Origin of the sequence: Burkholderia sp. WSM2232 (assembly GCF_000472545.1) — a bacterium.
Classification (GTDB): Bacteria; Pseudomonadota; Gammaproteobacteria; order Burkholderiales; family Burkholderiaceae; genus Paraburkholderia.
On sequence record NZ_AWZV01000013.1, the window covers coordinates 172,688 to 199,523 of the forward strand.

Sequence of the window (26,836 nt, forward strand, 5' to 3'; positions counted from 1 at the left end):
AGGTGCGATGGTGGCTTTCGTCATGCGTAAGCCGCTCTACAGGCTCAAATGCCGCTGTGCGCGGAATTCGGTGGGCGACATGCCGTAGCGTTCCTTGAAAAGCCGGCCAAGGCGGTTTCCGTCGCCCATGCCGCATCGCCGCGCAATTTTTCCGACCGGGATATTGGTAGAACTCAACATGGTTCGAACCACGTCGAAGCGCGTGCGCAGCAGGTACTCCAGCGGAGTCATGCCGAACTCCTGCTTGAAACGGCGACGGAAATTGCGCTTGCTCATTGCCGCGGATTCCGCTGCCTGCGCAATGGAAATGGGCTTGCTGTAGTTTTCCTGTATCCAGCGGGCCGACTCGCGAACCTTGTTGGTGGTAGTCAGCGACTTGGCGTCGCCTTCACGCGGCCTCGTATGCTTGAGCGTATTCGTCTGCAGATCGACGGCTACCTTTCGGGCTATGCGCGGACCGAGGTCGCGCTCGACCTGCGAAAGGGCCAACTCGGCCGGTGCAGCGCCGCTCGTACGCGACGTCGCGGGGTTGTCGTCAAATAGAAAGACCGGTACTGCGAGCCGCGAAGCGTTTTTATAAACCAGCGCAAGCTTCGACCCTTGCGTAATGCGCAGCGATGCAACGGCACCCTGGCGCGTAATCCACGAATAGAGGCGGTTGTTCGGCTCGGTGACAACCGAGGCGTCGCGGCACGCCACGAATAACGCGTGAAAGTCGCTCACGCTGTAACGCCTCAACTGCTCGGTGACAATTGAAATGCCGCACGAGCTCGTAACAAGGCCTCCTTCTTCCGACAATACCGTGAGCCGGTACGGAGCACCCTCGCCACGGTGCAGCTCCGCCAGGTTGGCGAGGCGGAAAGCGTCGCCAATCGCACCTGCACTTGCGGTGAAGAAGTTTTGCGAAACGAGAAGACCTATGTGCATCGACGGTGCCAGACAGTCGGGTTTCTCATTGACGAGCGGCCTGGAAAGTTCGACGAGATCCATCACGATTAGGGCTCCCAATATATTTATTAAATGAGCTAAAACACGGGCGACAGTGAATTGTAATAACGGCGGTTTCTTCGGATGTGCTGCCAATCGGCGGCTCAGCCGCCAATTGCTTGTCGTGTTTCGCCAATGCGCGGCTTGCCGCGAACGCCGTTATCGGCGCCGCTTTGCGGCCCTGATTGCGGCTCTGACTACGGCCCTGATCGCGGGTCGCATTGCAGCCGCGAGATGGGCGGCGATTGCGGCGAAAACCCGCACCGGGATCAATGCAATCGCCACGACAGCAAAGACGATGAATACGGCCAGAACATAAAAAGTTGCAAAGACAATCAGTATCGGCGTGAACCAGAACCTTTCGCCACGCGATGCCAGTGGCAGGTCTCGCCAATGACCGCGCAGCGGGCCTTCTTCCATGTTGCTCTCGCTCAGGCAGAACTTGTGCGGCCGCGGCGCCGGTACTCCGTTGGCGAGACTCCAAAGCGCTTGCGAAATAGCTTCGCGAGCTGCGATCCGTTGCCCATACCGCTGCGTCGAGCGATCTTGTCGACTGGAAGATCCGATTCGGCAAGCAGCCGGCAAGAACGTTCGAGGCGGGCTTTCAGCAAGTACTCGGAAGGCGTGGTGCCGAGCTGCCGCCGGAAGCGACGCAGGAAAGTCCGCTCGCTCATCGCTGCGTTCTGGGCCACATCTGCAATGGAAATGTCGTGTTCGCAGTTCTCGCTGAGCCATTGCGCGCAGGCGTGCATTCTGCCGTCTTCCGTTTTGGGCTTGTCCGACGCTGCGGGGTTTGCGCGATTTGGGTGAGGAAGAAACGTAATACGTATTTCAGCAGGCCGTGCAATGACAGCGCCATGATCTGTGTGATCCACGATCCATACCGGAGCAATCAGATCCTGGCAATCCAGACTCGACCTGACAATAGAAGCGAGCGTTGCATCCGTATCCGGCGCAATCAGCATCTGCAGCTTGTCGGCGCCTTTGTGCGCGCGATGAATGGACTCAGCGTTTGCGGCAGCGAGGCGTTCAGGACGCGGTTCGTTTTCGCCGCATTGAAGTTCGCGGCTCGAAACGATGTCGACGTGTACATTCGTATTAATCAGACGATGTACTTGTGCCGCTTTATCCATTGGTAGGAGGCGACTAGCCGGGCCGAGTTTATTCATGCTGTCTCCTGGTGTTCAGAGTGTCGTGCGTTATTGCCTGAATGCCGGTCAGGTATGACAGTGCTTTATATCGGGCAGGAGCGAAGAGGGCGTCAGAAGAACAATACTTACGCAATCTTTCTTCGCCTTGTTTTGAATGGAAGAATAGCTGTAAGGCTAGTTGCGCGCTCACCTAAATTCAGCCTTCACCGGCCAACCTTGGCTGACAACGCAGACGTGCGTTTATGACGTACCGCGCAATGAAGGAGCGCATGCCACGGGCTGCCAAAACTCAGCTAAAGTGCATTAGCAAGGGCGCTTTGTCGGCAGGAAATTCGGCAATACAGGATCGATATGCGCCTTACATGGGAAAATATACGTAGCAATACGAAATAACGTAATAGCCAGTTATTCGCAATCGCGGAATCGGCTTGATCTGCGATCCGGCATCGGCGTGTGCGCAACCGTCGGTGCTCTCATCACCTCATAGCGGACCTGTCATCCAGCGTCGGTATGCAGTGCGACCTCGCCGGCGGCATCGGCTGTCTGGTGCCGCGCGTAGGTCTGCTGGAATACGCTTGTCTCTTCCGTACCGGTGTATTTGCGCAGCACGTTGCGGGTAATCTGCTCGACCACGCCGTGGCTCTTCGCCGAACTGTCGCCGAGTGCCCGTGCCCAGTCCGTCGTGCCCACGTTGAACACTTCTCCGGCGCTGCGACGGCCGTCCCGCAACAGCGGACGAAAAATGCCGATCGCGCCTGCACCGCCCATTTCCCATCCAGTAAGCTGATCTGTGACCGCCAGCGTTTCGAATGCATCGTCGGGCCAGTCGGGCGGAAGGCCGTCGGCCTCATAGCCGACAAGCCGGTCTTCCGCACCGAATGTCTCGTCTTTCTGCAATTGAGTGCCGGCGAAAACCCAATGTTCCGGCTGTTTTACGGTAAAGCCGATAGCCTCACGCTCGCATCTGACCCAGCGCCGGCGCCAGCGCGACCACGTGCCCCAGTGGCCGCCGCCGTGCTTATAGGTCAGTCCTATCAGATTGCTTTCATTGCCGCTTACGCGCGGGTCGAGGTCGATCTGTTCCTTCAGCACGTCCCAGTTCTCCGCAAGCTTGCGCATTTCAGTCGGCTGGCCCGGTTCAGAGCCGATAAACCTGATTGGCCGGTAGCACGTATTTCCGCTGAAAACCGCGACGTTGCCGCCCTGCGTGACGAAATACGCGACATGTGCGCGCATTTCCTCGCTCCAGTATTCGTGATGACCGACGCTCAGCATGCAGCGGTAATGTGTGAGATCGAGTGTGGTCGCGTTGTGCAGATCGAGGTCTGTATAGAAGTCGCAGGCAATGCGCTCTTTGCGTAGCCAGCGTATGAACTTCGCGTCCCAATGAGCGAATTGCTGGCGCATCGAGCGCGTGTCGTACGGATCGACCGGCTCGCCGAGGCGTGCGCCGAGTCCACCGCCCGGGCGTCGCAAACTGACGCGATTTGCCGCGCGATAACGGTGGATGCGGTCGTCGTAGAAGCTCCCGCCGCCGGTCGAGTTATAGGCGTGATACGTTGCAGTCGGAATGATGTAGGCAAGGGCCGCCTGGGGCGTGCGCGGACGGGCGATCACGAGCGCCATGCTGTCGCTTTGCGGCTGCGCCGCGAACACTGAGCGATGCGCGGCGCACAAGCGCCCGAGCTCGTCGGCGGGCTTGCCGGTAGCGTCGACTTCATACGCAATCGCCACATACGCGCCGCTGTGCAGGCTCGATGCATTCGGCCGCAGGGTGATTGTCGGCCAGTTCCAGTCTTCGTCGAAACGCATCGGCGCGCTATTGCCTGTCGATTCGAACACGTATTTGCCGTCCAGCAGATTGGCGCTCACGCCGTTCTTGCCTGTCACGACCACGCCGCACAGGCTGGTGAGCGCGTCTTCGTCCTGTTGCTGATAAATGGCGATGCTAAAGCGCCGGTTCGGCTGAACCGCAAGTTCGAATGAGGCTCCCGCAGTAAAGCTCGGATGAATCGGATAGATCTGCATGTTCGCTTTCCTTGCGCGAATTCGCCGGGCACCGGCCCAACCAATGAGTTCCGATTGCATTGCGGCACGCGATTCACGTCGCGCAACCCTTTGCTTATACAGACATGCCCCGCGCGCATCTGTGCGCTATGCCTCATTCGACTGTCACGGACTTCGCGAGATTGCGCGGTTTATCGACGTCGGTGCCGCGTGCGCATGCGGTGTGATACGCGAGTAGTTGCAGCGGCACGACGTGCAAAACCGGCGACAGGCTGCCATAGTGTTCGGGCATGCGAATAACGTGGAGCCCGTCGCCTTCCGCAATACGCGAATCGACATCGGCAAACACATACAGTTGGCCGCTGCGGGCTCTTACTTCCTGCATATTCGACTTGAGCTTGTCGAGTAGCGCGTCGTTAGGCGCCACTGTCACGACGGGCATCTGGCTTGTCACGAGCGCGAGTGGTCCGTGCTTCAATTCGCCCGCAGGATAGGCCTCGGCGTGCACGTACGAGATTTCCTTCAGCTTCAGTGCGCCTTCTAGCGCGATGGGGTAATGCAGCCCCCGGCCGAGAAAGAGCGCATGGTCGGTGCGAGCGAAAGTTTCTGCCCACGCGACGATCTGCGTTTCGAGCGCCAACACGCTGTTCAGTTTCCCCGGCAACCGATGCAACTGATCGAGAAATTTGCTTTCCTGCGCCGCGGTAAGGCGCCCGCGCTGCTTGCCCAGCGTCAACGCCAACAGGAACAACGCAACAAGCTGCGAAGTGAAGGCTTTTGTCGAAGCAACGCCGATTTCCGGTCCAGCGCTCGTCAGATACTGAAGCTCTGCCTGCCGCATCATCGTGCTGCTGGCAACGTTGCAAATGGCCAGCGTATGCCGGTGACCGTGCGATTGAGCGTGCCGCAAAGCGGCGAGCGTATCCGCCGTTTCTCCCGACTGCGAGACGACCACCACCAACGTGTTTGGATTGTGCACACTGCTGCGATAACGGTATTCGCTTGCAACTTCCACTTGAGTGGGAATTTCGGCGAGCGATTCCAGCCAGTACCTGGCTGTCATGCCGGCGTAATAACTCGTGCCGCACGCGATGATCAGTACTGAGTCGATTGCGCGAAACGCGTGCCGCGCACCCTGACCGAAAAGATCGGCTGTGACCGTCTGCACGGTTTCAATTGCGTCCGCAATGGCACCTGGTTGCTCGAAGATCTCCTTGTGCATGTAGTGCCGGTACGGGCCGAGTTCCACGGCGCCCGTGCTCGAGCGGTGTACCTTGACTTCGCGCTCGACGTGCTTGCCGCTGCGATCGAAGATCTGCACGCCCTGCAGTGTCAATTCCGCTATATCGCCTTCTTCCAGATAGATGAAGTTCTCGACGGTGCCCGCGAGCGCCATGACGTCCGAGGCCAGATAATTGCCATGTTCTCCAAGACCGACGACGAGCGGCGATCCCGCCCGCGCACCGATTACACGGCCCGGATCATTGCGCGCGAACACTGCAATTGCATAAGCACCATGAAGGCGGTCCAGAGCGTGCCGGACGGCGGAAAGCAGATTGTCCGGATTTGGTGCCGGCTGCTTTTGCCACATCTGATGAATAAGATGCGCGACAACTTCGGTATCCGTATCGGACTCGAACACATAACCGAGTGCTTCGAGTTCTTCTCGCAACGCCTCGTGGTTTTCAATGATGCCGTTATGCACGATGGCGATTTCGTCGCCCGAAAAGATGGGATGCGCGTTTCTCGCGACAGGTGCACCATGAGTCGCCCATCTTGTATGTGCGATACCGATCATTCCGGACAACCTGGCTTCGGCAACTTCGGCGGCGAGATTCGCGACCCGCGTGACACTGCGCACGCGCCGCAGTGCGCCTTGCTGCACGACGGCGATTCCGCATGAGTCGTAACCGCGGTACTCCAGCCGCCGCAAGCCCTCGGTCAACATGGAGGTGACGTCGCGGCGATCCACTGCTCCTACGATTCCGCACATGGAAGATCTCCTGATTTCGCTGCGATTCGGACCGGCCTGAAGAACTATTGAAGCGGGCTCTTGAATCTGTTGCATTGCAACCAAGCATAAACACCGCGAACTCATGCGCGCGCGGAGCGGCGCGAAACGTTGAACGGTTGTCCGGTAAATGAGCAGGTTGCTTCCGCACGCAACAGCCATGAAACATGCTCATGCTCTTTGGTCATTAGGCAAATGACATTGATGCTCTCGCGAAATGTGTGTGAAACCTTGAAAATGCACCGCACTACCGTATGAATTTTCAAGGAGTGTTCGAACATGTATGCGATTATGGGTGTGACAGGACAGGTGGGCGGGGCGGCTGCACGCGCATTGCTGGCAGGCGGGCACAAGGTGCGCGCCGTGTTGCGCGACGAGACAAAGGCCGCCCAATGGCGGGAGCGCGGCGCGGAAGTAGCTATCGCGTCGTTTGAAGACATCGCGGCGCTGACCGCTGCGTTTCGCGACACGACGGGCGTGTTCGTCATGATGGCGCCAAATTTTGCTCCGCCGCCGGGTTATCCCAATGCGCATGGCGCCGCGCAGGTGCTGAAAAAAGCGCTGAGCGACGCGCGGCCTCAACGGGTGGCGGTGTTGTCGTCGGTGGGCGGGCAGCGTGAATCGGGCCTTGGGCTGATTACCCAGGTGCGCATTCTCGAAGATGCACTCGTCGGCTTGCCTGATCTGCAGGTCCCCACCGCAATCATGCGGCCCGCGTGGTTCATGGAGAATTCGCTATGGGACATTGCGCCGGCGCGCGACACGGGCGTCATGCCGTCTTTCCTGCAACCGCTCGACCGCCCTTATCCGATGGTTGCCACAGAGGACATCGGCCGTGTCATTGCCAATACGCTGACGCAGTCATGGCAGGGAAGGCGCGTTATCGAAATAGAGGGACCGCAGCGTTATACGCAGCATGACATAGCGGCGCTGCTTGGCGGCGTGCTGCAACGCGAGGTGAAAGCTCGGGCAGTGCCGCGCGATCAGTGGGAAGCGCTGTTTCAGTCGCAAGGCACGGCGTGGCCGGCGCCGCGCATCGAAATGCTCGACGGTTTCAACGCAGGGTGGATCGATTTCGAGGGCGGCGCAAACGAGCATGTGACAGGCCGAACCACCTATCAGACCGTATTGGCCGACCTGGTCAAGCGGGCGGGTTGAACTGCCGCAAAACGCTACAGCTAAGTTGGCAATAGCGCGGCACGAGTACTTTCGCTGAAAGGACGAACACTGCCGCGCTATTCGCTAGCCCCGGTTCGCTGTCATGTCAGTGCGCTGCCGCGCATTGGCCATTAAAAGATCGACTTGCCCGTATAAGTCGTCAACCATTCGAGCGCGAGCACGCCGGCCAATGAATTGCCATTTGCGTCGAGCCCAGGCGACCATACGCACACTGCCATTTCTCCGGGCAGCACCGCGACGATGCCGCCGCCCACGCCGCTTTTAGCCGGTAGGCCCACGCGATACACGAAGTCGCCGGCAGCGTCGTAAGTGCCGCACGTCAGCATGAGTGCCGAAAGACGTTTCGCGGAGCTCGTGTCGAGAATCCGCTCGCCTGTGGACGGCACGACGCCGTGGTGGGTGAGAAAGAGTGCGGCTTTTGCCAGTTCGACGCAACTCATTGAAATTGCGCATTGGCGACAATACGCGTCGACCACTACTTCGGGCGGCATTTCCATGTTGCCGAAGCTCGCCATGAAATGCGCCATTGCGCGATTGCGATGCGCGTGCTGCAACTCTGATTGAGCCACGCGCGAATCGTAGTCAATGCTGGCTTCGCCTGTTAAGCGGCGCATGAACTCGACAAGCGCGGTTTCCGCCTGCACGAAGCGCCGGCATAGTACATCGGTAACGATTAACGCGCCCGCGTTGATGAACGGATTGCGCGGCTTACCGTGCTCCGCTTCGAGCTGAACCAGTGAGTTGAATGCGTTGCCCGACGGCTCGCGGCCCACACGTTGCCACAGCGCATCGCCCAGCAGGCGGAAAGCCATGGTGCAGGCGAACAGCTTCGAAATGCTCTGAATGGAAAAACGCGTGTCCGCTGCGCCCGCCCGAAAGATTTCGCCCGACGCCGTGATAATTGCCATGCCGAAGCTCTCGGCGGGGACTTTGGCCAGTTGCGGAATGTAATCGGCGACCTTGCCCATGCCCAGATAAGGCCGCAAGTCGCGATGAATCTGATCGAGGATGGATGCGTAGTTCATAAGGCTCAACCCGGTGGAGCCGCGATTCTACTGTCATCGGCGCTCGAACGGTTCAGGCGGGCGCCGCGCGGCGGCTTTTGTCCACGGCTGCGCCAGAGCGGCACGCGCGTCCGCCGTGCGGTGCCCGTGCCGGTGTGCTCGTCAATGTGCGCCCGCTGCGCCTCCACCGCCGCCGCCTTTGGCAGGCCGCGTGATCCAGATGAGCGGAATGATCAGAATAAAGATCACCGCCGACACAAAGAAGATGTCATTCAGACCCATCATCGCGGCCTGCGTAGTGACGTTGAAATCAAACAGCGCGTGCGCCGATTGCGTGTTCAGATGCAGTAGCGACTGGGTCGAGTCAATTTGTTGATTGAACAACGGGTTGTTGACGGAGGCACGTTCAGTGAGCCGTTCGTGATGCAGCACCGTGCGGTTGTTCCAGGCGTTGCCGGCTACCGAGGTACCCACTGCGCCGCAAAACACACGCACGAAATTCGACAGGCCGGCTGCCGCCGGAATCTTGTGCGGCGGCTGTCCCGACAGGATGATCGAGGTGAGCGGCACGAAAAAGAGCGCCATGGGAATGCCTTGCAACAGCGTGGGTATCACCAGATGCCAGGTGTCGATTTCGATCACGTACTTCGAACGCATGTAGAAGACGATCGCGAAGCCGACAAAAGCCATGGTCGAAATGATGCGGGCGTCCGAGCGCGGCAGCACGCGGCCCATGACCGGCGCGAGGATCACCGCGAAGATGCCGAGCGGTGCCGTGACGAGGCCCGCGTCGACGGAACGGTAATTGAGGTACTCCTGCATCCATTGGGGCAACAGCACCAGGTTGCCAAAGAACACGCCATATGCGACCGAGATGGCTATCGTGCCGCCGAGAAAGTTGCGCTCGCGAAACAGCCGCAAATCGATAATCGGATTCTCTTCGGTCAATTCCCACACGAGAAAGAACGCGAAACTGACGAGCGCGGTCAGGCCGAGAATCACGATAACCGGCGACGCGAACCAGTCGAGGTCCTTGCCTTTGTCGAGCATGATCTGCAGTGCAGCAACCCAGGTGATCAGTAGCCCCAGCCCGACCACGTCGATGGGCGGCTTGCGGGTGGGCGACTCGCGAGTGCGATAGATCATCCACGTGACGCCGGCGGCGAACAGCCCGACGGGAATGTTGATGTAGAAGATCCATGACCAGCTATAGCTGTCCGTGATCCAGCCGCCCAGCGCCGGACCGGCGATCGGACCCACGGTGGCCGTCATTGCCCATAATGCAAGCGCGGTCGACGATTTCTCCTTCGGATAAGAGCCGAGCAGAATGGCTTGCGACAGCGGGATCAGCGGGCCCGCCACCGCACCCTGGAACACCCGCGCGAGCAGCAGCACCGGCAGCGTCGGCGCAATGCCGCACAGCCACGACGCGAGCACGAACATGAGGATCGCGCCGACAAAGAGTTTCACCTGGCCGATACGCTGCGTGAGCCAGCCGGTGAGCGGAATCGATACCGCGTTCGCCGCGGCGAATACGGTGATGACCCACGTGCCTTCGTCGACGGAAACGCCCAGGTTGCCCGAAATGGTGGGAATGGCGACATTTGCGATCGACGTGTCGAGCACATTCATGAAGGTGGCGAGCGCGACCGCGATGGTCGCGAGCACCAGTTGGCCGCCTTGCAGCGGCGGCGGAGGAGCGGGCGTAGCGGGCGCGGGCGCTGGAGACGCCGCGGTGTTGGATTGGCTCAAGACATTCTCCGGTATTGGTTTGCTGCGGACCTCCCGGGCTTTGCGCAGCGCTGTGCGTGCTGCCGGCGCTGCCGGTTCTGCCGGTTCTACGGGAGCGAAGGCATGCCCCTATGCGTGAGCACGCGCCGTGCAGGTTCGTGAGCCTCTGCATGAGCCGCGCACGCAGGTCCGCCGGATGCTCGCAAAAGCATACCCGCATTCCCCCTGCAACGTCGCCGACCCGCGCAGCCCCACGCGACACGAGCAAGGCCGACAGCGTATGCTCGCGGTTAAGGCCGAACCAATCCGCATACCACCGTTAGCACCGTTAGCACCGTTAGCACCGGTATCACCGGTATCACCGCATCGACCAGCATGCGGCCGGCCCCCGTCAACCGCGATTCACTGAAGCGAAGGAACAGCAATATGGCCTGGGAGCAATTCGAACATGGCTGGCGGCGTGCGCCGCTCAACTCGCCTGCGAAGGGACTCGTCGTGCTGATGCACGGCGTGGGCAGCAACGCGCAGGATCTGGTGCCGCTCGCGGACATCTGGAGCGAGCGTCTGCCGGATGTGGCCTTTACGTCGCTCGACGGCACCGACCCTTTCGACGGCGGTTTCGGCGGCCGTCAGTGGTTCAGTCTGCGCGACATTAGCGAAGGCAATCGCGAGGCGCGCGCAGCCGCGGCCTACGCGGCCCTGCGCAGCATGCTCGAAACAGAGCTCGAGCATTGGCAGCTTGCTTTCGGACGCCTTGCGCTGGTTGGCTTTTCGCAAGGGTCTATCATGGCGCTGCATCATGTGGCGACGAGCGCCGAGGGCGCCGCCTGCGTCGTCGCGTACTCGGGGCGGCTCGCTTCGCCCGTGATCGCGCGCAATGGCACGCCGCTCACGCTGATTCACGGCGAAGAGGACGAGGTAATCGGGGTGCAGGAGCTCGAATACGCCGCCGACCAGTTCAGCGCGGCCGGCTACACGGTGGATGCCTACGCGTTGCCGGGCGTCGGACATACGATCAGCGCGGACGGCGTCGCGCTCGGCGAGGCCGCGCTCGAACACACGCTCGGCGCCTTGTCGCGCGATTGACACGGTCCGCGCGAAAAGCGGGCTAAAGTTATTGATCGGCTTGCCGTTAACTGCTCATAGCACGAAAATCACGCCGCCGCGGGACTGCGCAATGCCCGCGGTCTGGGTGACCGGGGCGCATTTTCCACACTGTCGCGCATGAGCCGGCTTCGCAGCCGGGCGACGCTACCGAGCGATACAACAGAGCCTCCTTATGGCCAGACCGACGCCGCATCACCCGCTTTTCGATCGACTGTTCCGCCAGGCCGTGACCGTGGACCTCGGCACCGCCAACACCCTCATCTATACCGACGACGGCGGCATCGTGCTGAATCAGCCGTCGGTGGTCTGTTTCGAGAAGGACCAGTCAAGCGGTCCGAAACGCGTGGCGGCGGTGGGTGCCGAGGCGCGCCAGCTTCTCGGCCGCGCGCCGCGCAACCTGGAAGCCGTGCGGCCCATGCGCCACGGCGTGATTGCCAATTTCTCCGCTGCCGAGCATATGATCCGGCAATTCGTCGACATGGCACGGCCGCGGCAACTGTTCAGCCGCCGCGCTGCTTTCACGCTCTGCGTGCCGGCTGGGGCGACGCAGGTCGAGCGCCGCGCGATCACCGAAGCGGCAGTGTCGGCCGGCGCGTGGAAAGTGAGCCTGATCGGCGAATCGCTGGCGTCGGCGGTGGGCGCGGGTCTGCCGGTGGCGGAGGCGACCGGTTCGATGGTGGTCGACATCGGCGGCGGCACGACCGAAGTCGGCGTGCTCACGCTCGGCGGCACCGCGTACAGCGGTTCGATCCGCGTGGGCGGCGACGCCTTCGACATGGCGATCGTCAGTTACGTGCGCAATATGTATGGCGTGCTGCTCGGCGAGCAGACCGCGGAACACGTGAAAAAGAACATCGGCACCGCGGTGCGCGACGTGCCCGCCGAGCACATGAACGCCACCGGGCGCAGTGTCGACGACGGCCTGCCGCGTACGGTCCAGCTGAGCAACCATGATGTCGCCGACGCAATCGAGGGGCCGCTGCGTCAGGTGATCGGCGCGGTCAAGCGCGGGCTTGAAATGGCGCCGCCGGAACTCGTCACCGACATTGCACATAACGGCATCGTGCTGACGGGCGGCGGCGCGCTGCTCGCCAATCTGGAGCGGCGTCTCACGCATGAAATCGGCCTCGCGGTTCGCGTGGCCGACGAACCGCTGACGTGCGCCGTGCGCGGCGCCGGCGCGGCGTCCGCGAGCGGCCTGCTGGACGAATTTGCCTGCCAGTGACCGGACGTCAATAGCAACCCGCGCGCCTTAGCCTTTCAATCTTCTACACCAGGCGCCGGCCCGTGCGCGCGGCTCGCTCAGTGCTTGCGATGCGCGTCCGTGTCGAGCGCGCGCTCCGCCGCCTCGCCGACAAGACCGTGATAGTAGAGATGCACGCCGATCGCGAGCGAGTCGTTGCGAATCTCGTGAAAGGCCTTCCACGCCTTCACCGGATCCTTGAACAGCAGATAGTGCGCTTCATGCGCGATCAGATCGGCCACTTCGTGCAGCCCGTGTCCATGCAACACGTCGACGAGCGTATCGAGGCTGCGATGCGTGCGGGCATCGGTGCGCGGGTACAGCATGTGCAGCACCGCCACGTTCTGCGTCTGCAAAGCCGCCGACAACGCGACGACGATGTCCTGATGGTTCAGCGCGCTGACGACGCTGTCTTCGGCATGGACGTGGTCCGGGAAAAGCGTTTCGAGTGAGGCGTTCATACGGGTCATTCCTGTTCTTCTGGCCGATTAAAAAGGCCCGCCTGTACAGCGGGCCAAACACAGCGACATGTCCGCCGGGTCAGCGGAACACGAATGAAGTATCGCAGAAGGCCCAGCGCTCACTCAGTGCCCGCGGGGCAAAACATTGTTGCGGCCAGTGTACGCATGCACCGGTCAGACAGGCGTAGCCGCCGGCGAGGGTGGCTGCGCAACCGCGCCGTCGGACCGCAGCCCGCGGCCCGAACGCTAGCGGCACTGCACGTCCTGTGCCACTGAAAAAAAACCGAAACTCCCCCGTGATAAGTTCGTCTGACGAGTCGAGAGCTTCTACAATCGGAAGCGACCGGGCACGACCGGGCACGGCCGGGCACGTCCTTGCACCACCCGGCGGCCACCGCAAGTGAAGCATACGCAGCAGCGAACCATAGGAGCGACCCTGATGCAGCAGCCTGAAGCCCTCGGCGGCCTGTCCCACTCGGGCGGAATCGACCATCGCGAATCCGAGCCGGACGGCGCATTCATCCCGACGGAAAATCTCAACGTGGCGAGCGCCACGCAGCACGTGCTGAAGTCGGGCGACACCTTCATCGTCAACGATCCGCTTGGCGACATCACTGGCCACGACGACGGCCTGTTCGTCAACGATACCCGTGTGCTTTCGCAACTGCGCCTGACGTTCGGCGGCCGCGCGCCCTCGCTGCTCTCGGGCAGCGTCAGCAGCGACAACACGTCTTTCACCGCGCATCTGACCAATCGCCCCTTGCCGCCGCTTGGCGGCGACAGCACGCCGGAAGGCGTGATCCACGTCGAACGCGTGCGCGTGCTGTCGGGCACGGTGCTCAACGAGGCAATCGAACTCACCAACTACGGCACGAGCGACGCCATCGTGCCGCTGTCCATTTCGTTCGATAGCGACTTTCGCGACATGTTCGAGGTGCGCGGGCTCAAGCGCGCGCGGCAAGGGCGTGTGGAGGCGGCGCGCGTCGAGAACGACGAAGTGCTGCTCGGCTACGTCGGTCTCGACGACGTGGCGCGCAATGTGCAGATCGCTTTTGCGCCGCAGCCCGACAAGCTGTTTGCCAATCGCGCGGATTACACGGTCAAGCTGCCGGCGCAGGCATGCGTGTCGATTTATCTGTCGGTCGCCGTTCAGGTCGTGGCGAAGTCGCCTGATGCGCCGAGCGCCGGCGTGTCGTCGCCGACGCATCCGGTAAGCGAAGCGCACATGTCGCAGATCGATACGGAGCGGCCGCGCGTGGGCCGCGCCGCAGTGCGCGCGGCGCTGGTCGACGCGCACCTCGTCATGCGCGAGCGGCGGCGCGTGACCGCGCGGGTCCGCTCGAGCAATCCGCTTTTCAACGCATGGATCGACCGTTCGCTTGCGGACCTCGGCTTACTGACCACCGACCTCGCGACCGGTCCCTACCCGTATGCGGGCATTCCGTGGTTCTCCACGCCGTTCGGCCGCGACGCCGTGATTACGTCGTTGCAGACGCTGTGGTTGCAGCCGCAACTGGCTGCCGGGGTGCTGCGTTTTCTCGCCGAGCATCAGGCGCACGAGAACTCGCCGTTTCGCGATGCCGCGCCGGGCAAGATCATGCACGAGATGCGCAAGGGCGAAATGGCCGCCACCGGCGAAGTGCCGTTCGCGCTGTATTACGGCGGCGTGGACACCACGCCGCTCTTCATCGTGCTGGCGGGCGCCTATGCGGCGCGCACGGGCGACCTCGGCCTGATCGACGAATTGTGGCCCGCGCTCGAGCGTGCGGCGGGCTGGGTCGCGGGCGTGTGCGACAAGAACCGTTATGGTCTGCTCGATTATCAGCGCGAGTCGGACGGCGGCCTCGCCAATCAGGGCTGGAAAGACAGTCACGACTCCGTATTCCATGCCGACGGCCGCTTCCCCGATGGCCCGATTGCGCTCGTCGAAGTGCAGGCGTATGCGAGCGCCGCCTTCGACACGATGGCTCACCACGCCAAGCTGCGCGGCCTGCACGACGCGGCCGCGCAATACAAGGCGCGGGCGAAGAAGCTGCGTGAATGCGTAGAAGAAAAGTACTGGATGGAAGAGTCAGGCTTCTATGGCATCGCGCTCGACGGACATGGTGAACTGTGCCGCGTGATGGCGTCGAACGCGGGACATCTGCTGGCTTTCGGCTTGCCCTCGCGCGAGCGCGGCGAAGCGGTGGTGCGCGCGCTCGACTCCACGCTCTTTCACACCGGCTGGGGCGTACGCACGCTTGCCGCGAGCCAGTCGCGTTTCAATCCGATGGCGTATCACAACGGCTCGGTCTGGCCGCACGACAACGCGATCTGCGCGCGCGGTCTGTCGCATTACGGCGGCAAGGCAGCGGCGGTGCGGCTTCTGCAAGCGCTGTTCCAGGCGGCGGTCAACTTCGACATGCGCTTGCCCGAACTCTTCTGTGGCTTCCCGCGTCGGCGCGGCGAGCCCCCTACCGCGTATCCGGTTGCCTGCCTGCCGCAGGCGTGGGCGGCGGGATCGCCGTTCATGATGCTGGAGGCGTGTCTCGGCATTACGATCGACGCGGAGCGCCGCGAGGTCCTGATCGAGCAGCCGATGCTGCCTGAAGGCATCGACTGGCTGGAAGTGGGCGACCTGCGGGTAGGCGACGCATCGGTATCGATCACGTTCCGCCGCATCGGCGAGAAGGTGGTGGCCTCCGCAGAACAGGGCGATGTGCGGGTAGTGGCGCTGTTGTGAGGGGGCTGTTGTTAGGGGGCTGTTGTTAGTGGACTCAGGCACGGAGCGAGGCTCGGTGTTGGTGTCGGGCCGATGATCGGCTATCGGCTATCGGCTATCGGGCTCGGCTCGCTTGCAGGCGCTGTCGTTCAGGCTCCTATGCGCCGGCTTTGATGCTCTGGCTCCCACGCGCAGGCTGTGGTACTCGGGCTCCCGTGCGCAGGCTATGGCGTTCGGGCGCCCACGTGCAGCCTCTCTTGCTCAGTCCGGCTTCCTGAGGCCGCTTGGGTTGGCCGGCGTGCCTGGCGACGCCTCCGGGCGCGGCGGCCGCCCGCCGTCCTCCGGCGCGACGATGATGCCCGCGCCGGGCAGCAACGGCGCGTTGCCGGTGGTCGGGGCGGAGGCTGGCGCGGCAGGCGGCACTCGCGGTTTCGCGGCGCCTGTCGAATTGCCGTCCGGACGCTGGTGGCCTGTGCCTGTAGCCGCGCCGGTCCCCTGCGCGCAGACCGTTCCAGCGAACGCGAAAGCCGATGCCGCGATAGCGACAAGTCTCGTGAGCATGACGGCGTCCTCCACCTGAGCTCCACGCCCGCGCGGCTTCGTGAGGCGCTGCGAACGAGCGGGCCCGGACAGGGTGTCCGGTATGCATACGGAATTCTTAGCGCACGCCGCTGGGCGGGTCAATCAGGGGGAAATACTCCATTTTTTCGGCTTGCCCCAAGCGCCCGGCCGGCGGGGCGGGACCTTCCGGGGCTTTGACAAGCGGCACGCGGATTGCGCGGTGACACGCTGGCTTTGCGCGCCCCTATACCGCTCCCACGCTTGCATCGCAGTCGGCTCCCGGCTGCGGCTCGCTGTCCTCGCCGGAAATCCGATAGGTGCCTTTGCCGGCTTTTTTCGCGCTGTACATTGCCTCGTCGGCGCGTCTGATGAGATCGTCGACGGGTTCGTGCTCCTGCGCCAATGCAATGCCAATGCTCGTGCCGATGCTGATCGAGGCGCCCGTTGCGAGCGGATACGGTTGGGCTACTTCGCGGATCACGCGCTGCGCAATCGCGACAATCGAGTGCAACGTCGCGTCTTCGACGATTACGGCGAACTCGTCGCCGCCAAGGCGCGCCGCAATCTCGCCGTGGCGAAGCGTCTGCCGCAGGCGGGCCGCGACTGTTTCCAGCACTTCGTCGCCTGCGCTATGGCCGTGTCTGTCGTTGACCTGCTTGAAACCGTCCAGATCGAGGTACAGGACCGCGGTTCGCGTCGCCCTCCTGGGGCGGGCATTCAAAAGGATTTTCTCCAGACGCTCGCGCAGTTCGCGCCGGTTCGCGAGCCCCGTCAGCGAATCATGGCGGGCGAGATAAAGCACCTTGGCTTCGCTTTGCCGGCGTTCGGTCACATCCTCGATGATGACGACGGCGCTGCCGTCGGGCACGGGGTTTCGCCGTAACTCCAGTTGCCGCCCGTTGCGCAGTTCCAGCGCGAGCGGACGCCCTTTCTCCCGCAGCCAGGCCGCGCATTTTTCGACGAAGTGCTCGCGCAGCGTGTCGTCGAACTGCGCGAAGCCGGCGTGGGCGAGGAACTCAGGTAGCGGCAAATTCAGCTTGAGCATGTCGACGCTCGCGCCGAACAGCTGCGCGGTGCGGCTGTTCGCAATGACCACCTTGCCTGCACGGTCGAGTGTGCAGAGGCCGTGCGGCATGTGGGTCAGCGCGGCATCGAAGCGCGCCGCGAGTTCGGCGTGATTCTGCTCGGCGATCATCAGCGCGACGAGGCCGCGGTAGTGGCGCCGCACAATGGACGCCATCGCGGCGACATAGAGAAGCAGAGGCGGTATCAGGATCCACGACCCTTCGGTGGGCGAGAGCAGGGCACCGATGCCGATGGGGATCGACACGGCGCAAATCTGCGCGATCGCGAGACGCGGAACCGCGGCGTTTCGCGAGGCCACGCCGCCGAGAATGCCTGCCGCAACCATGATGGCGAGCGATGCCAGCGTGGTGTCGGCGGTGCTGACGCAGCCCATCGTTCCCAGCCCGAGCAGCAGGCTCGTCGCGACGCACAACGGCGCGTAGGCGACCGCCCACGGACCCGGACTCAGCGGGCCTTTGCGGCTGTGCACGGCATACGCGTGGATGATGCTCAGGCGTCCTAGCAATAGCCACAGATCGGCGAACAGCCATACCGTGGCCCACGGCTGATGCAGGCGCACATAAGCCATCACGGCGACGAACGTGCTGGCGACGATCGACATGACAAGGGGCCAGCGGTTGTCGAAAAGCGTCGACAACAGACGGGCGCGGATAGTGTGCGAAACGGCTGCGCCCAATTCGGGCGGAGTCGCGAGGATCGACTCGGAAACGGAAAGATTGACTGCCATGGTGCCGCTCGATGGTGCGGGGCCGAGCTACGTTCCCTGTCTTAACGGCCCAAGGCAGCGGTTCTTTATGGGGATTTGCCCGCATACGTGATACGGGAGCAGATCGCGGCGCAACGCCGGGTGAGCTCAGAGGCGTACGCGTTCGACGCAGGTGTCACGGCGCGATTCGGCGGGCCGTTGCCGGCGTGCCCGAAGTTAGATTTGCGTTGACCGGAGCGGGCGACTGCCTGGCCTTCGCTTGAACCACCACGGGCCTGCCAGCTGAAACCGTGTTGCTCGTCAGAAGCTGGCGCCCCGTCGGAATTACCTGCGTTCCGATCACCATTCCGAGCAATCCTATCAGGGCGACCATTGGCGGTGCCGGCGACCGGACACGAATGAGGCTATATATCGCCCCGGCGAGAAGGCCGCCAAGAAGCGAAAGGATATAAGGCTTCATCGCCAGGGCAGTCCTTTGGCGCGCGCATCGCCGTGTTTGAAGAATTCGTTGACGTTAGGCCGAAGGCCCGGACCGGAATGGTTATTCCGGAGACGAGCCTCGCTTTTCAGCACACAGCGATGCGTCACGACCTTGCCGGAACGGGGGCGAGAGACTCGTGCATTGTCTTCGTACGCTGCGCAGCGTTATGAACCCTGGTATACGCGTAGTCGACACCCATCCCGTATGCGCCCGAATGCTCCTTCACAATATCTATCACAGCGTCATACGTTTCTTTGCGCGCCCAGTCGCGTTGCCACTCGAGTAGTACCTGTTGCCAGGTGACCGGGACGGCGCCCGCCTGGACCATCCGCTGCATGGCGAAGTCGTGCGCGTCTTTCGACGTGCCTCCGGACGCATCCGCGACCATGTAGATTTCATACCCGCCTTCAAGGATCGCGCACAGCGCGAAGGTCGTGTTGCAGACCTCTGTCCACAGGCCGGAGACCACGACCTTGTTTCGACCGTTCTTCTTTAGCGCGTCGCGAACCTTCTGGTCGTCCCACGAGTTCATCGAGGTTCGCTCCAGAGTGGGGTGGTCTGGAAAGACGTCGAGAAGCTCCGGAAACGTGAAGCCGGAAAAGCTCTCGCTTTCGACAGTCGTGATAGTGGTGGGTATGTTGAATGCCCTCGCTGCCTTCGCTAGTCCGACGACATTGTTCTTGAGTACTTGCCGGTCTATTGACTGGACCCCAAATGCCATCTGAGGCTGCTGGTCAATGAAAATAACCTGGCTGTTGGCGGGGGTGAGTACCTCCAGTTTCTCCTGGCTCATGATGTCCTCTGCACGAATGAGGTTTGAACAGAACGTCGCGTTGCACCTGACGGGTAGGCAAGCGTTTGGGTGGTGGTGGGAAGACCGCTGGAACTACATGTTCTCGCTGGAAAGATCCGACATGGAGAATCGCTTCTGCGGTATCGAAATCATCATAGTTCACGTTCCCCCGATGTGAAGTAGTCGTTAGCGATATCAGGGGTTTTGTGTATGCGGTCGATGCGGGCAAGACCTTTTATTTGGAGATTGAAAAGCCTAAGCTGCTAGGAGTGCCGAAGAGACTCGTAGTTTGCCGGTGAAGGAGGATTGTGATGAAGGCCTATGTGCTTTCGCTGCTCGCTGGAATTCTCGTCGGCGTCGTCTACAGCCTGATTGGCGTCACGTCACCGGCTCCTCCGATAGTCGCCCTTGTGGGCCTTTTGGGGATACTGGCGGGAGAACAGATCTTCCCGGTTGCAAGAAGAATGCTCACTGGTGCCGACTTTCGCGACGCCTGGAGAGAGGAGCATTGCAATCAACATGTGTTTGGGTCTTTGCCCGGCCGGAACTCAGGAAGCTCTCGGCCCATGACGAGAGTATCGTCTGAGGAGAATCGGTCATGACCTCTCAGCAAGACGCGCCGGACGTTATTTTTCTTAATGGCCGGTTCACGACCTTGGATAAATCCAGGCCAGTTGCGAGTGCGGTTGCTATCAGGGACGGCAAGTTCATCGCCGTTGGCGGCGACGGCGAGGTCAGCCAGCTTAAGTCCGACAGCACGCGCACTGTTGACCTGGCGGGACGCTCGGCACTGCCGGGTTTGATCGACAACCATCTGCACATCATTCGCGGCGGGCTCAACTTCAACATGGAGCTTCGGTGGGATGGCGTGCGGTCTTTGGCCACCGCGATGGACATGCTGAAGGAGCAGGTCGCTATCACGCCACCACCGCAATGGGTACGCGTCGTCGGAGGCTTCACGGAGCACCAGTTCGACGAACGTCGATTGCCGAGCATCGAGGAACTGAACGCCGCAGCGCCGGATACGCCGGTTTTCGTGCTGCACCTCTACGACCGCGCGTTGCTGAACGCCGCGGCGCTGCGCGTGGTGGGCTATACGAAGGAGACGCCTGAGCCTCCGGGCGGCGAGATTGTGCGCGATAGCGCGGGTAATCCGACAGGATTACTCCTCGCGAAGCCGAACGCCGCGATCCTCTATGCAACGTTGGCGAAGGGGCCCAAGCTTCCGCCTGAATATCAGTTGAATTCCACGCGCCATTTCATGCGTGAGTTAAATCGGCTGGGCGTCACCGGCGCTATTGATGCCGGCGGTGGTTACCAGAACTTCCCAGAAGACTATGAAGTCATCCGCAAGCTCGAAGCCGAGGGGTTGCTGACCATCAGGCTGGCCTACAACCTTTTCACTCAGAAGCCGAAGGGCGAGAAGGAAGATTTCCTGAACTGGACAAAGACGTCGAAGTATAAAGACGGGACCGACTACTTCCGGCACAACGGCGCAGGCGAGATGCTCGCATTTTCTGCTGCGGACTTCGAAGACTTCAGGGTAATGCGCCCCGACATGCCTGCGGAAATGGAGGGCGATCTTGAAGGGGTCGTTCGCGTCCTCGTGGAGAATCGCTGGCCGTGGCGCATGCATGCGACCTATGACGAAACCATCGGTCGCGCGCTCGACGTATTCGAGAAGGTCAATCGCGATACCCCGCTCGCCGGGCTCAACTGGTTCTTCGATCACGCCGAAACGATTACAGAAAAGTCGATGGACCGCATTGCTGCCCTTGGCGGTGGTGTTGCGGTTCAGCATCGAATGGCATATCAGGGTGAGTATTTCGTCGAGCGATACGGTGACAAGGCGGCTCAGGGTACGCCGCCTGTTGCGCGAATGCTGGAGAAAGGGATTCATACATCGGCGGGCACGGATGCAACGCGTGTGGCGTCATATAACCCGTGGGTGTCTCTCTCCTGGTTGATAACCGGCAAGACTGTCGGTGGCACGCGAATTTATCCCCAGCGCAACTGTCTGGACCGCGAAACCGCCCTGCGAATGTGGACGGAGAAGGTGACGTGGTTCTCGGATGAAGTCGGCAAGAAAGGGCAGATTGCAGTGGGTCAGCTCGCGGACTTTATCGTTCCTGACCGTGACTTCTTTGCTTGCGCCGAGGAGGACATTGCCGGGGCTTCGTCGTTGCTCACGGTGGTAGGCGGAAAGACCGTGTACGCGACGGGCCAATTTGCCGCGCTGGACGATAGTGAGCCGCCTCCTGCGATGCCTGACTGGTCTCCCGTTCGAAAATATGGAGGATTTGCCGCCTGGAAGCAGGGTGACGCGTCCGGTGCTCCATTGCAGCGCATTGCGTCCACTGCATGTAACTGCGCGCGGGCCTGTGGCGTGCATGGACACAACCATGGGCGCGCGTGGCTCCAGAATGCACCGACCTCCGACTATCAAGGCTTTTGGGGAGCATTGGGATGCGCATGCTGGGCGGTCTAGAGCGGGAGCAGGTGAACAGTCCGACCTGGGTGGAGATACTGTTGCGGCAACCGTGGGTCATGCCGCTGGTCCGCGTCTGCCTCGTTTCAGCGTACCTGATTGGCGGTGTTTCGAAGTTGTTGCATTTCGATGCCGCAGTTGCCGAGCAGGTGCACTTTGGCCTCAATCCGGGGTGGCTGTGGGCCGGCCTGGCAATTTTTGTAGAGATAGCCGGCTCGCTGTGCGTTGTTTTCAACAGATTGACGTGGCTCGGCGCAGGAGCGCTGGCTGTGTTGACGCTTGTGGCGATGCTGGTCGCAAACAACTTCTGGGTTCTGGAGGGCGCAGCGCGCTTCATGGCGCTAAACAGCTTCTTCGAACACCTCGGGCTGATTGCCGCGTTCGTCATGGTTACCTATCTTGCGTGCGCTGGGCGACGCTCTCGCGTCTTGAAAGAAGAGCGGCAAAGCCACTATCATGCTTAACGTTCAATCTCCCGGTGCCGCTCTTGCGTTTGCTGTAGCCTCGGTCGCAACTGTGTTGCCGGTCTCTTTTGCGAGGGCAAATGCATATAACTGAGAAGTAGGGAAGTGCCGGCGGGAGGATAGAGCGTCGATAGGTGAAAGGCCAACTCAAGCTAACGCTTCTTCAGAGGGTGCGCAATGAATGACGACAATCTGCTCGCGGCAACCGCGGGTTATGTCGACACACTCAGCTTTGTTTCGCTGTTTGGGCTGTTCACGGCGCATGTGACCGGAAACTTCGTGCTCATTGGCGCTGGCCTCGCAGGCTATGGGCAGGGTATCTTCCTCAAGCTGATGGCCTTTCCGGCCTTCGTCCTCGGCGTTGCGCTGAGCAGCTTCATCATCCGCGGTCGCAATCCGGAAACCCCGATGCGTGGCGCGTGCCTGCTCTATGCCGTGGAGGCGCTTCTGCTTCTGGCGTTCTGCCTTGCAGGCGTCAACCTTGGACACGGATTCCACGCTGAAAACTGGTCGGTGGTTGTGTGTGGAATGATTGGTGCGACTGCGATGGGCGTTCAGAATGCCCACAGCCGTCTCGTTGCCCGACAGGGGGTGCCAAACACGGTGATGACTGGTAACGTCACGCAGGTCATTCTCGACCTGCTCGACTTATGTTCGACACGCGTTACGCAGGACGTGAAGGCTGCCGCACGAAGACGCGTCGTCAAAATGCTTCCGGCAATCGTTGCGTTCGGTGTCGGCGCAACCGTCGGCGCTCTTGCATACAAAGCTTTTGGTTTCTGGGCTCTTCTATTTGCAGTAGTAACGCTCGCCTGGCTGGCCATGCAGGCATGGGTGCACCGCAACGCGATAGGTGACACTGTCTCCTGAACGCTCTGCCGCGCGTCGTGGCGCTGGTAGCGGCACCGCCGACTGCCAGGTGTGAGCGAGGCGACCTGCCGTCATATCTGGCGACGAATGGATTCGCCAGAACCGGCCAGTTGCGGTTTAACTGCCGGCCTGTGGCGTCTGCTTCACAGAGCTGAACTAATTTTGCCCGCATTCCAAGCTGCCGTCACGAACGCGTAGGCGACTCCTTTTGAAAGACACCGGATATCAGGCTGGTTCTGTTTGCAATGAACCGTCAGGATAGCTGCGATTGCACGCGGCAGCTTTGGATTGCATGCCACGAGTAGCCCTGCCTCGATGTTTCGCCCACGTCCCCGGTGGTAACATTTGTTGTCGTCCTCTCAACCCTCCGCCGGCCCCTCGCATGCCAGATAGTTTCGACCAGCTTGCCGCCCTGATCCGGGCGCGCTTCTCCGAACTGAGTCCGCAATTCCAGATGGGCGCGGGGTTCCTGCTCGACCATCCGGACGAGGTCGCGGTCTCGTCCATGCGCAAGGTCGCCGAGCGCGCGCAGGTGCAACCGGCGTCCCTCGTGCGTCTTTCGCAGCAACTGGGCTTTCCCGGCTGGAACGAGCTGCGCAACCTGTTCGTCGCGCGCCTGCGCACGCGGCCTGAGCCGCTGACGAGCCGTGCGCGGTCGCTCGTCAAATCGAAAGAAGCGCTCGCCAACGACCTGCTCGTTGCCCAGCGACACAATCTCGAAGTGACTGCCGCGCACAACGGTCGCGTGATTGTCGAAGCGGCGCGACTTCTGCGGCGCGCGCCGCACGTCCACGTTGCCGGTTTCCGCTCCTGTTACCCCGTTGCTTTTGGGCTCGTGTACGGCTACCGGCTATTCCGTTCGTCGGTGTCGCTGCTCAACGGCGAGGCAGGCACGCTGGAAATGCAATTGCGCACCGTGCAGCGCGACAGCGCCACCATCGTAATCAGTTTTGCGCCGTATTCCGTCGAAGCCGCGCGCGTCGCGGAAGCGGCGCTCGAAAAGGGCAGCAAGCTCATTGCCATTACCGACAGCGCCGTCTCACCGATCGCGCTGAATGCGGACAAGGTGCTGATCTTCTCGCACGAGAGCCCGTCGTTTTTTCCCTCGCTCGTGGCGGCCACCGCCATCGCCGAATCGCTGGTGGCGCATCTGCTCGCACTCGAAGGCGCGGTCGCCGTCGAACAACTGAGCATCGTCGAACAGTCGTTGCACGCCAAAGGCGCATACGTATCCTGAGCACAGTCGGGTAAATGAATCGCCGGCGGTGCCGGTGCATCGTGTTTGACAACATATGTTGTTGCGTCGTATAAAGATGTTCCGATTGTTGAGTGGATGCGGCGCGGTGGGGTCGATGCGAAATCTGGAATTGTTTGAGGCAAAGGGCGAGCCGTACGAGATCGGCTACCGTTTGGGCGAACTGGCGCGGCCCGTGTTCTCCGCTTACATGGAGCAGAGCAGCACATGGCGAGCGGTGAGCCGCTGGCGCGGCGCGCCCTTCGTGCAGGCGTTACGCGATGCCGCCCGGCTTCATTTCCCCGCACTGCTGGCCGAGCTCGATGGCATGGCGGCAGGTCTGCACTGGCCCGCGGAAGACCTCTTCTTGTGGAACTGCCGGGGCGAACTGGTCCACCACGCGCCGGACGGCTGCACGACGCTCGCCGCGATGGAAGGCGCGACCCGCTTCATCGCCCACAACGAAGACGGCGACCCGTTCCTGCGCGAGCGCTGTGCATTAGTCGACGTGCAGCCCGTCGGCAAGCCGGGATTCGTGAGCTTCTATTACCCCGGCTCGTTGCCGGGACACACGTTCGCTGCTAACCGCGCCGGCCTCGTACAGACCATCAACAATTTGCGCATTCGCACGCCGGCCGCCGGTGTGCCGCGCATGATCCTGGCGCGGGCCGTGCTCGACGCGCATTCGCTCGACGAAGCGCTGCGCATACTGCGGGCTGCGCCGGCTGCGAGTGGCTTTCATCACACAATCGGCGGGTCGCACGACGCGCGCATCGTTAGCGTCGAAGTGACCGCGCAGCGTTGTTCCGTGCAGCACATCGGCACGCGCGCCGGTCATGCGAACCATATGATCCATCCAGGCTGCGAAACGCAGGCGCAGATTGTCACTGAGTCGTCGCGCGACAGGCAGTGTCGGGTGAATGCATTGCTGCAAGCCCCAGCTCTTCCGCTGACGAAAGAAGCCCTGCTCGCCGTGCTGTACGACCGCGCGCCTTCGGGCTTGCCGATTTATCGCGACGACCCGCTTGATCCCGACGGAGAAAATACGCTGGCCACGGCGCTCTTCGAGCTTGGCGCGGCCGGAGTGTCGGTGCAGGTGATGTGCGGCGGACGGGCCGTTTTCGATATTTTCATTCCGCGCACGTCAGCGGCATCCGCATGCTGAACGCGGCCGACTTCTCTCATATGTGAAAGCCATGTCCACCGTATTCCATCGTTCTCCGAAGCAGTCGTTGCCGTTTGCAGTTGCCGGCGACGGCATCGAGATCATCGACTCGAGCGGCAAGCGCTACATCGACGCATGCGGCGGTGCCGCCGTTTCGTGCCTTGGCCACAGCAATCAGCGCGTCATCGACGCGATCGCGCGGCAGGCGCAGCAACTGCCGTATGCACACACGTCGTTCTTCACCACGCAGCCTGCGGAGGAACTCGCAGATCGGCTCATCGAGCGCGCGCCGCCGGGTCTCGGGCACGTGTACTTCGTGTCGGGCGGATCGGAGGCAATCGAGGCCGCGCTGAAGCTCGCGCGGCAATATTTTGTGGAGAAGGGCGAGCCGGCCCGTCGTCATTTCATTGCGCGGCGGCAGAGCTATCACGGCAATACGCTCGGGGCGCTCGCCATTGGCGGCAACGCGTGGCGGCGCGAACCGTTCTTGCCGCTGCTGATTGAAGCGCATCACGTGAGCCCGTGCTACGCGTATCGGGAACAGCGGGCTGACGAAACGGAAAGCGAATTCGCGCAGCGTCTTGCCGATGAACTCGAACAAAAAATCCTCGAACTCGGCGCGGACACGGTGGCCGCGTTCGTCGCAGAAACGGTGGTTGGGGCAACCGCGGGCGCAGTGCCGCCGGTGCGCGAATACTTCCGCAAGATCCGCGCCGTGTGCGATCGCTATGGCGTGCTGCTGATTCTCGACGAAATCATGTCAGGTATGGGCCGCACGGGTTATCTGTATGCATGCGAGGAAGACGGCGTCGCACCGGACCTGCTGACCATCGCAAAGGGACTCGGCGCCGGTTATCAACCCATCGGCGCGACGCTCGTGAGCGAGCGCATTTATCAGACCATTGTCGGCGGCTCGGGGTTCTTTCAGCATGGCCACACCTATATCGGTCACGCCAGTGCATGCGCGGCGGCGCTCGAGGTGCAGCGCGTGATAGACGAAGAAAACCTCTTGCCCAACGTGCTGGCGCGCGGCGAACAGTTGCGCGGGCTGTTGCGCGAGCATTACGCGCAGCATCCGCATATCGGCGACGTGCGCGGGCGCGGGCTGTTCGTCGGCGTCGAACTGGTCAGGGACCGCGAGACCCGCGCGCCGTTCGACGCCGGTCTCAAGCTGCATGCCGCGATTCGCCGCGAGGCATTCGCGCGCGGCCTGATGGTGTATCCGATGGGCGGCACGGTCGACGGCAAGATCGGCGATCATGTGCTGCTCGCGCCGCCGTTTATCTGCACGGCGCGCGACATCGACGAAATCGTGAGCCGTCTGGCCGAGGCAGTTCAGGGCGCGCTGGGCGCGATCTGAGCGCGCGACAAGGAAGTCGCGTCGGCAACAGCCGCCGCCGCTTCCT

23 protein-coding genes are annotated in these 26,836 nt (G+C 61.9%); 11 read left to right on the forward strand and 12 right to left on the reverse strand.

The features are described from left to right. Window positions 1–36: 36 nt before the first annotated feature. From F757_RS0114220 to glmS, 5 genes are all read right to left on the reverse strand, one after another. On the reverse strand, window positions 37–990 hold the full coding sequence (locus tag F757_RS0114220) for a GlxA family transcriptional regulator (protein ID WP_027211979.1): 954 nt from the start codon (window positions 988–990) through the stop codon (window positions 37–39). Window positions 991–1,146: 156 nt separating this feature from the next. Further along, window positions 1,147–1,407, reverse strand: a complete 261-nt coding sequence (locus F757_RS33515) for a hypothetical protein (RefSeq protein ID WP_051376760.1) — start codon at window positions 1,405–1,407, stop codon at window positions 1,147–1,149. Between the two features lie 11 nt (window positions 1,408–1,418). Next, entirely contained in the window at window positions 1,419–1,952 is a 534-nt protein-coding gene (locus F757_RS0114230) for a helix-turn-helix domain-containing protein (protein WP_232221404.1), read from the reverse strand. Between the two features lie 681 nt (window positions 1,953–2,633). Beyond that, window positions 2,634–4,166, reverse strand: a complete 1,533-nt coding sequence (locus F757_RS0114235; protein WP_027211981.1) for a N,N-dimethylformamidase beta subunit family domain-containing protein — start codon at window positions 4,164–4,166, stop codon at window positions 2,634–2,636. Between the two features lie 133 nt (window positions 4,167–4,299). Next, window positions 4,300–6,138 carry a glutamine--fructose-6-phosphate transaminase (isomerizing) gene (gene glmS, locus F757_RS0114240; RefSeq protein ID WP_027211982.1) on the reverse strand — a complete coding sequence of 613 codons (1,839 nt, stop codon included), beginning with the start codon at window positions 6,136–6,138 and terminating at the stop codon, window positions 4,300–4,302. A 297-nt stretch (window positions 6,139–6,435) separates the two neighbouring features. Between glmS and F757_RS0114245 the strand changes: the two genes are divergently transcribed. Next, window positions 6,436–7,314: an NmrA family NAD(P)-binding protein gene (locus F757_RS0114245; protein ID WP_027211983.1), complete on the forward strand. Its 879-nt coding sequence runs from the start codon at window positions 6,436–6,438 to the stop codon at window positions 7,312–7,314. A 131-nt stretch (window positions 7,315–7,445) separates the two neighbouring features. Here F757_RS0114245 and F757_RS0114250 read toward each other — a convergent pair whose 3' ends face one another. Both F757_RS0114250 and F757_RS0114255 read right to left on the reverse strand, forming a co-directional pair. Beyond that, window positions 7,446–8,360, reverse strand: coding sequence for a glutaminase (locus F757_RS0114250; RefSeq protein ID WP_027211984.1), 915 nt, complete (start codon window positions 8,358–8,360; stop codon window positions 7,446–7,448). A gap of 141 nt (window positions 8,361–8,501) precedes the next feature. Continuing rightward, window positions 8,502–10,091 carry a DHA2 family efflux MFS transporter permease subunit gene (locus tag F757_RS0114255; protein WP_027211985.1) on the reverse strand — a complete coding sequence of 530 codons (1,590 nt, stop codon included), beginning with the start codon at window positions 10,089–10,091 and terminating at the stop codon, window positions 8,502–8,504. A 405-nt stretch (window positions 10,092–10,496) separates the two neighbouring features. Between F757_RS0114255 and F757_RS0114260 the strand changes: the two genes are divergently transcribed. Then, window positions 10,497–11,156, forward strand: coding sequence for an alpha/beta hydrolase (locus F757_RS0114260; RefSeq protein ID WP_027211986.1), 660 nt, complete (start codon window positions 10,497–10,499; stop codon window positions 11,154–11,156). 193 nt (window positions 11,157–11,349) lie between these two features. Further along, the gene (locus F757_RS0114265) at window positions 11,350–12,402 is read left to right on the forward strand and encodes a rod shape-determining protein (RefSeq protein ID WP_027211987.1); all 1,053 of its coding nucleotides are present in this window, start codon (window positions 11,350–11,352) and stop codon (window positions 12,400–12,402) included. Window positions 12,403–12,479: 77 nt separating this feature from the next. Here the strand turns inward: F757_RS0114265 and F757_RS0114270 are convergent, their stop codons facing one another. After that, window positions 12,480–12,881, reverse strand: coding sequence for a hypothetical protein (locus F757_RS0114270; RefSeq protein ID WP_027211988.1), 402 nt, complete (start codon window positions 12,879–12,881; stop codon window positions 12,480–12,482). A gap of 439 nt (window positions 12,882–13,320) precedes the next feature. On the opposite strand from F757_RS0114270, the gene F757_RS0114275 reads away from it, so the two are divergent. Then, the gene (locus tag F757_RS0114275; protein ID WP_027211989.1) at window positions 13,321–15,603 is read left to right on the forward strand and encodes an amylo-alpha-1,6-glucosidase; all 2,283 of its coding nucleotides are present in this window, start codon (window positions 13,321–13,323) and stop codon (window positions 15,601–15,603) included. A 240-nt stretch (window positions 15,604–15,843) separates the two neighbouring features. Here F757_RS0114275 and F757_RS35135 read toward each other — a convergent pair whose 3' ends face one another. The 4 genes from F757_RS35135 to F757_RS0114290 all read right to left on the reverse strand — a co-directional run bounded on the left by F757_RS35135 (window position 15,844) and on the right by F757_RS0114290 (window position 19,209). Next, window positions 15,844–16,143: a hypothetical protein gene (locus F757_RS35135; protein ID WP_084530863.1), complete on the reverse strand. Its 300-nt coding sequence runs from the start codon at window positions 16,141–16,143 to the stop codon at window positions 15,844–15,846. Window positions 16,144–16,387: 244 nt separating this feature from the next. Next, window positions 16,388–17,956, reverse strand: a complete 1,569-nt coding sequence (locus F757_RS0114285; protein WP_027211991.1) for a sensor domain-containing diguanylate cyclase — start codon at window positions 17,954–17,956, stop codon at window positions 16,388–16,390. 154 nt (window positions 17,957–18,110) lie between these two features. After that, window positions 18,111–18,395: a DUF1427 family protein gene (locus F757_RS36845; protein ID WP_084530855.1), complete on the reverse strand. Its 285-nt coding sequence runs from the start codon at window positions 18,393–18,395 to the stop codon at window positions 18,111–18,113. 124 nt (window positions 18,396–18,519) lie between these two features. Then, complete coding sequence (locus tag F757_RS0114290; RefSeq protein WP_027211992.1) at window positions 18,520–19,209, reverse strand: hydrolase; 690 nt, start codon at window positions 19,207–19,209, stop codon at window positions 18,520–18,522. 311 nt (window positions 19,210–19,520) lie between these two features. Between F757_RS0114290 and F757_RS35145 the strand changes: the two genes are divergently transcribed. The 7 genes from F757_RS35145 (at window position 19,521) to F757_RS0114325 (ending at window position 26,790) form a co-directional block, all read left to right on the forward strand. Beyond that, on the forward strand, window positions 19,521–19,811 hold the full coding sequence (locus F757_RS35145; protein ID WP_084530856.1) for a XapX domain-containing protein: 291 nt from the start codon (window positions 19,521–19,523) through the stop codon (window positions 19,809–19,811). Next, window positions 19,808–21,697 carry an amidohydrolase gene (locus tag F757_RS0114300; RefSeq protein ID WP_027211993.1) on the forward strand — a complete coding sequence of 630 codons (1,890 nt, stop codon included), beginning with the start codon at window positions 19,808–19,810 and terminating at the stop codon, window positions 21,695–21,697. The genes F757_RS35145 and F757_RS0114300 overlap by 4 nt, the downstream gene beginning before the upstream one ends. Beyond that, window positions 21,682–22,161, forward strand: a complete 480-nt coding sequence (locus F757_RS33525) for a DoxX family protein (RefSeq protein ID WP_051376767.1) — start codon at window positions 21,682–21,684, stop codon at window positions 22,159–22,161. Before F757_RS0114300 ends, F757_RS33525 begins: the two co-directional genes overlap by 16 nt. 177 nt (window positions 22,162–22,338) lie before the next feature. Then, complete coding sequence (locus F757_RS33530; protein ID WP_051376761.1) at window positions 22,339–23,031, forward strand: YoaK family protein; 693 nt, start codon at window positions 22,339–22,341, stop codon at window positions 23,029–23,031. A gap of 382 nt (window positions 23,032–23,413) precedes the next feature. Continuing rightward, window positions 23,414–24,268: a MurR/RpiR family transcriptional regulator gene (locus F757_RS0114315; protein WP_027211994.1), complete on the forward strand. Its 855-nt coding sequence runs from the start codon at window positions 23,414–23,416 to the stop codon at window positions 24,266–24,268. Window positions 24,269–24,383: 115 nt separating this feature from the next. Continuing rightward, complete coding sequence (locus F757_RS0114320) at window positions 24,384–25,430, forward strand: C45 family autoproteolytic acyltransferase/hydolase (RefSeq protein WP_035466781.1); 1,047 nt, start codon at window positions 24,384–24,386, stop codon at window positions 25,428–25,430. Between the two features lie 31 nt (window positions 25,431–25,461). Continuing rightward, entirely contained in the window at window positions 25,462–26,790 is a 1,329-nt protein-coding gene (locus tag F757_RS0114325) for an aspartate aminotransferase family protein (RefSeq protein WP_027211996.1), read from the forward strand. Window positions 26,791–26,836 lie beyond the last annotated feature (46 nt).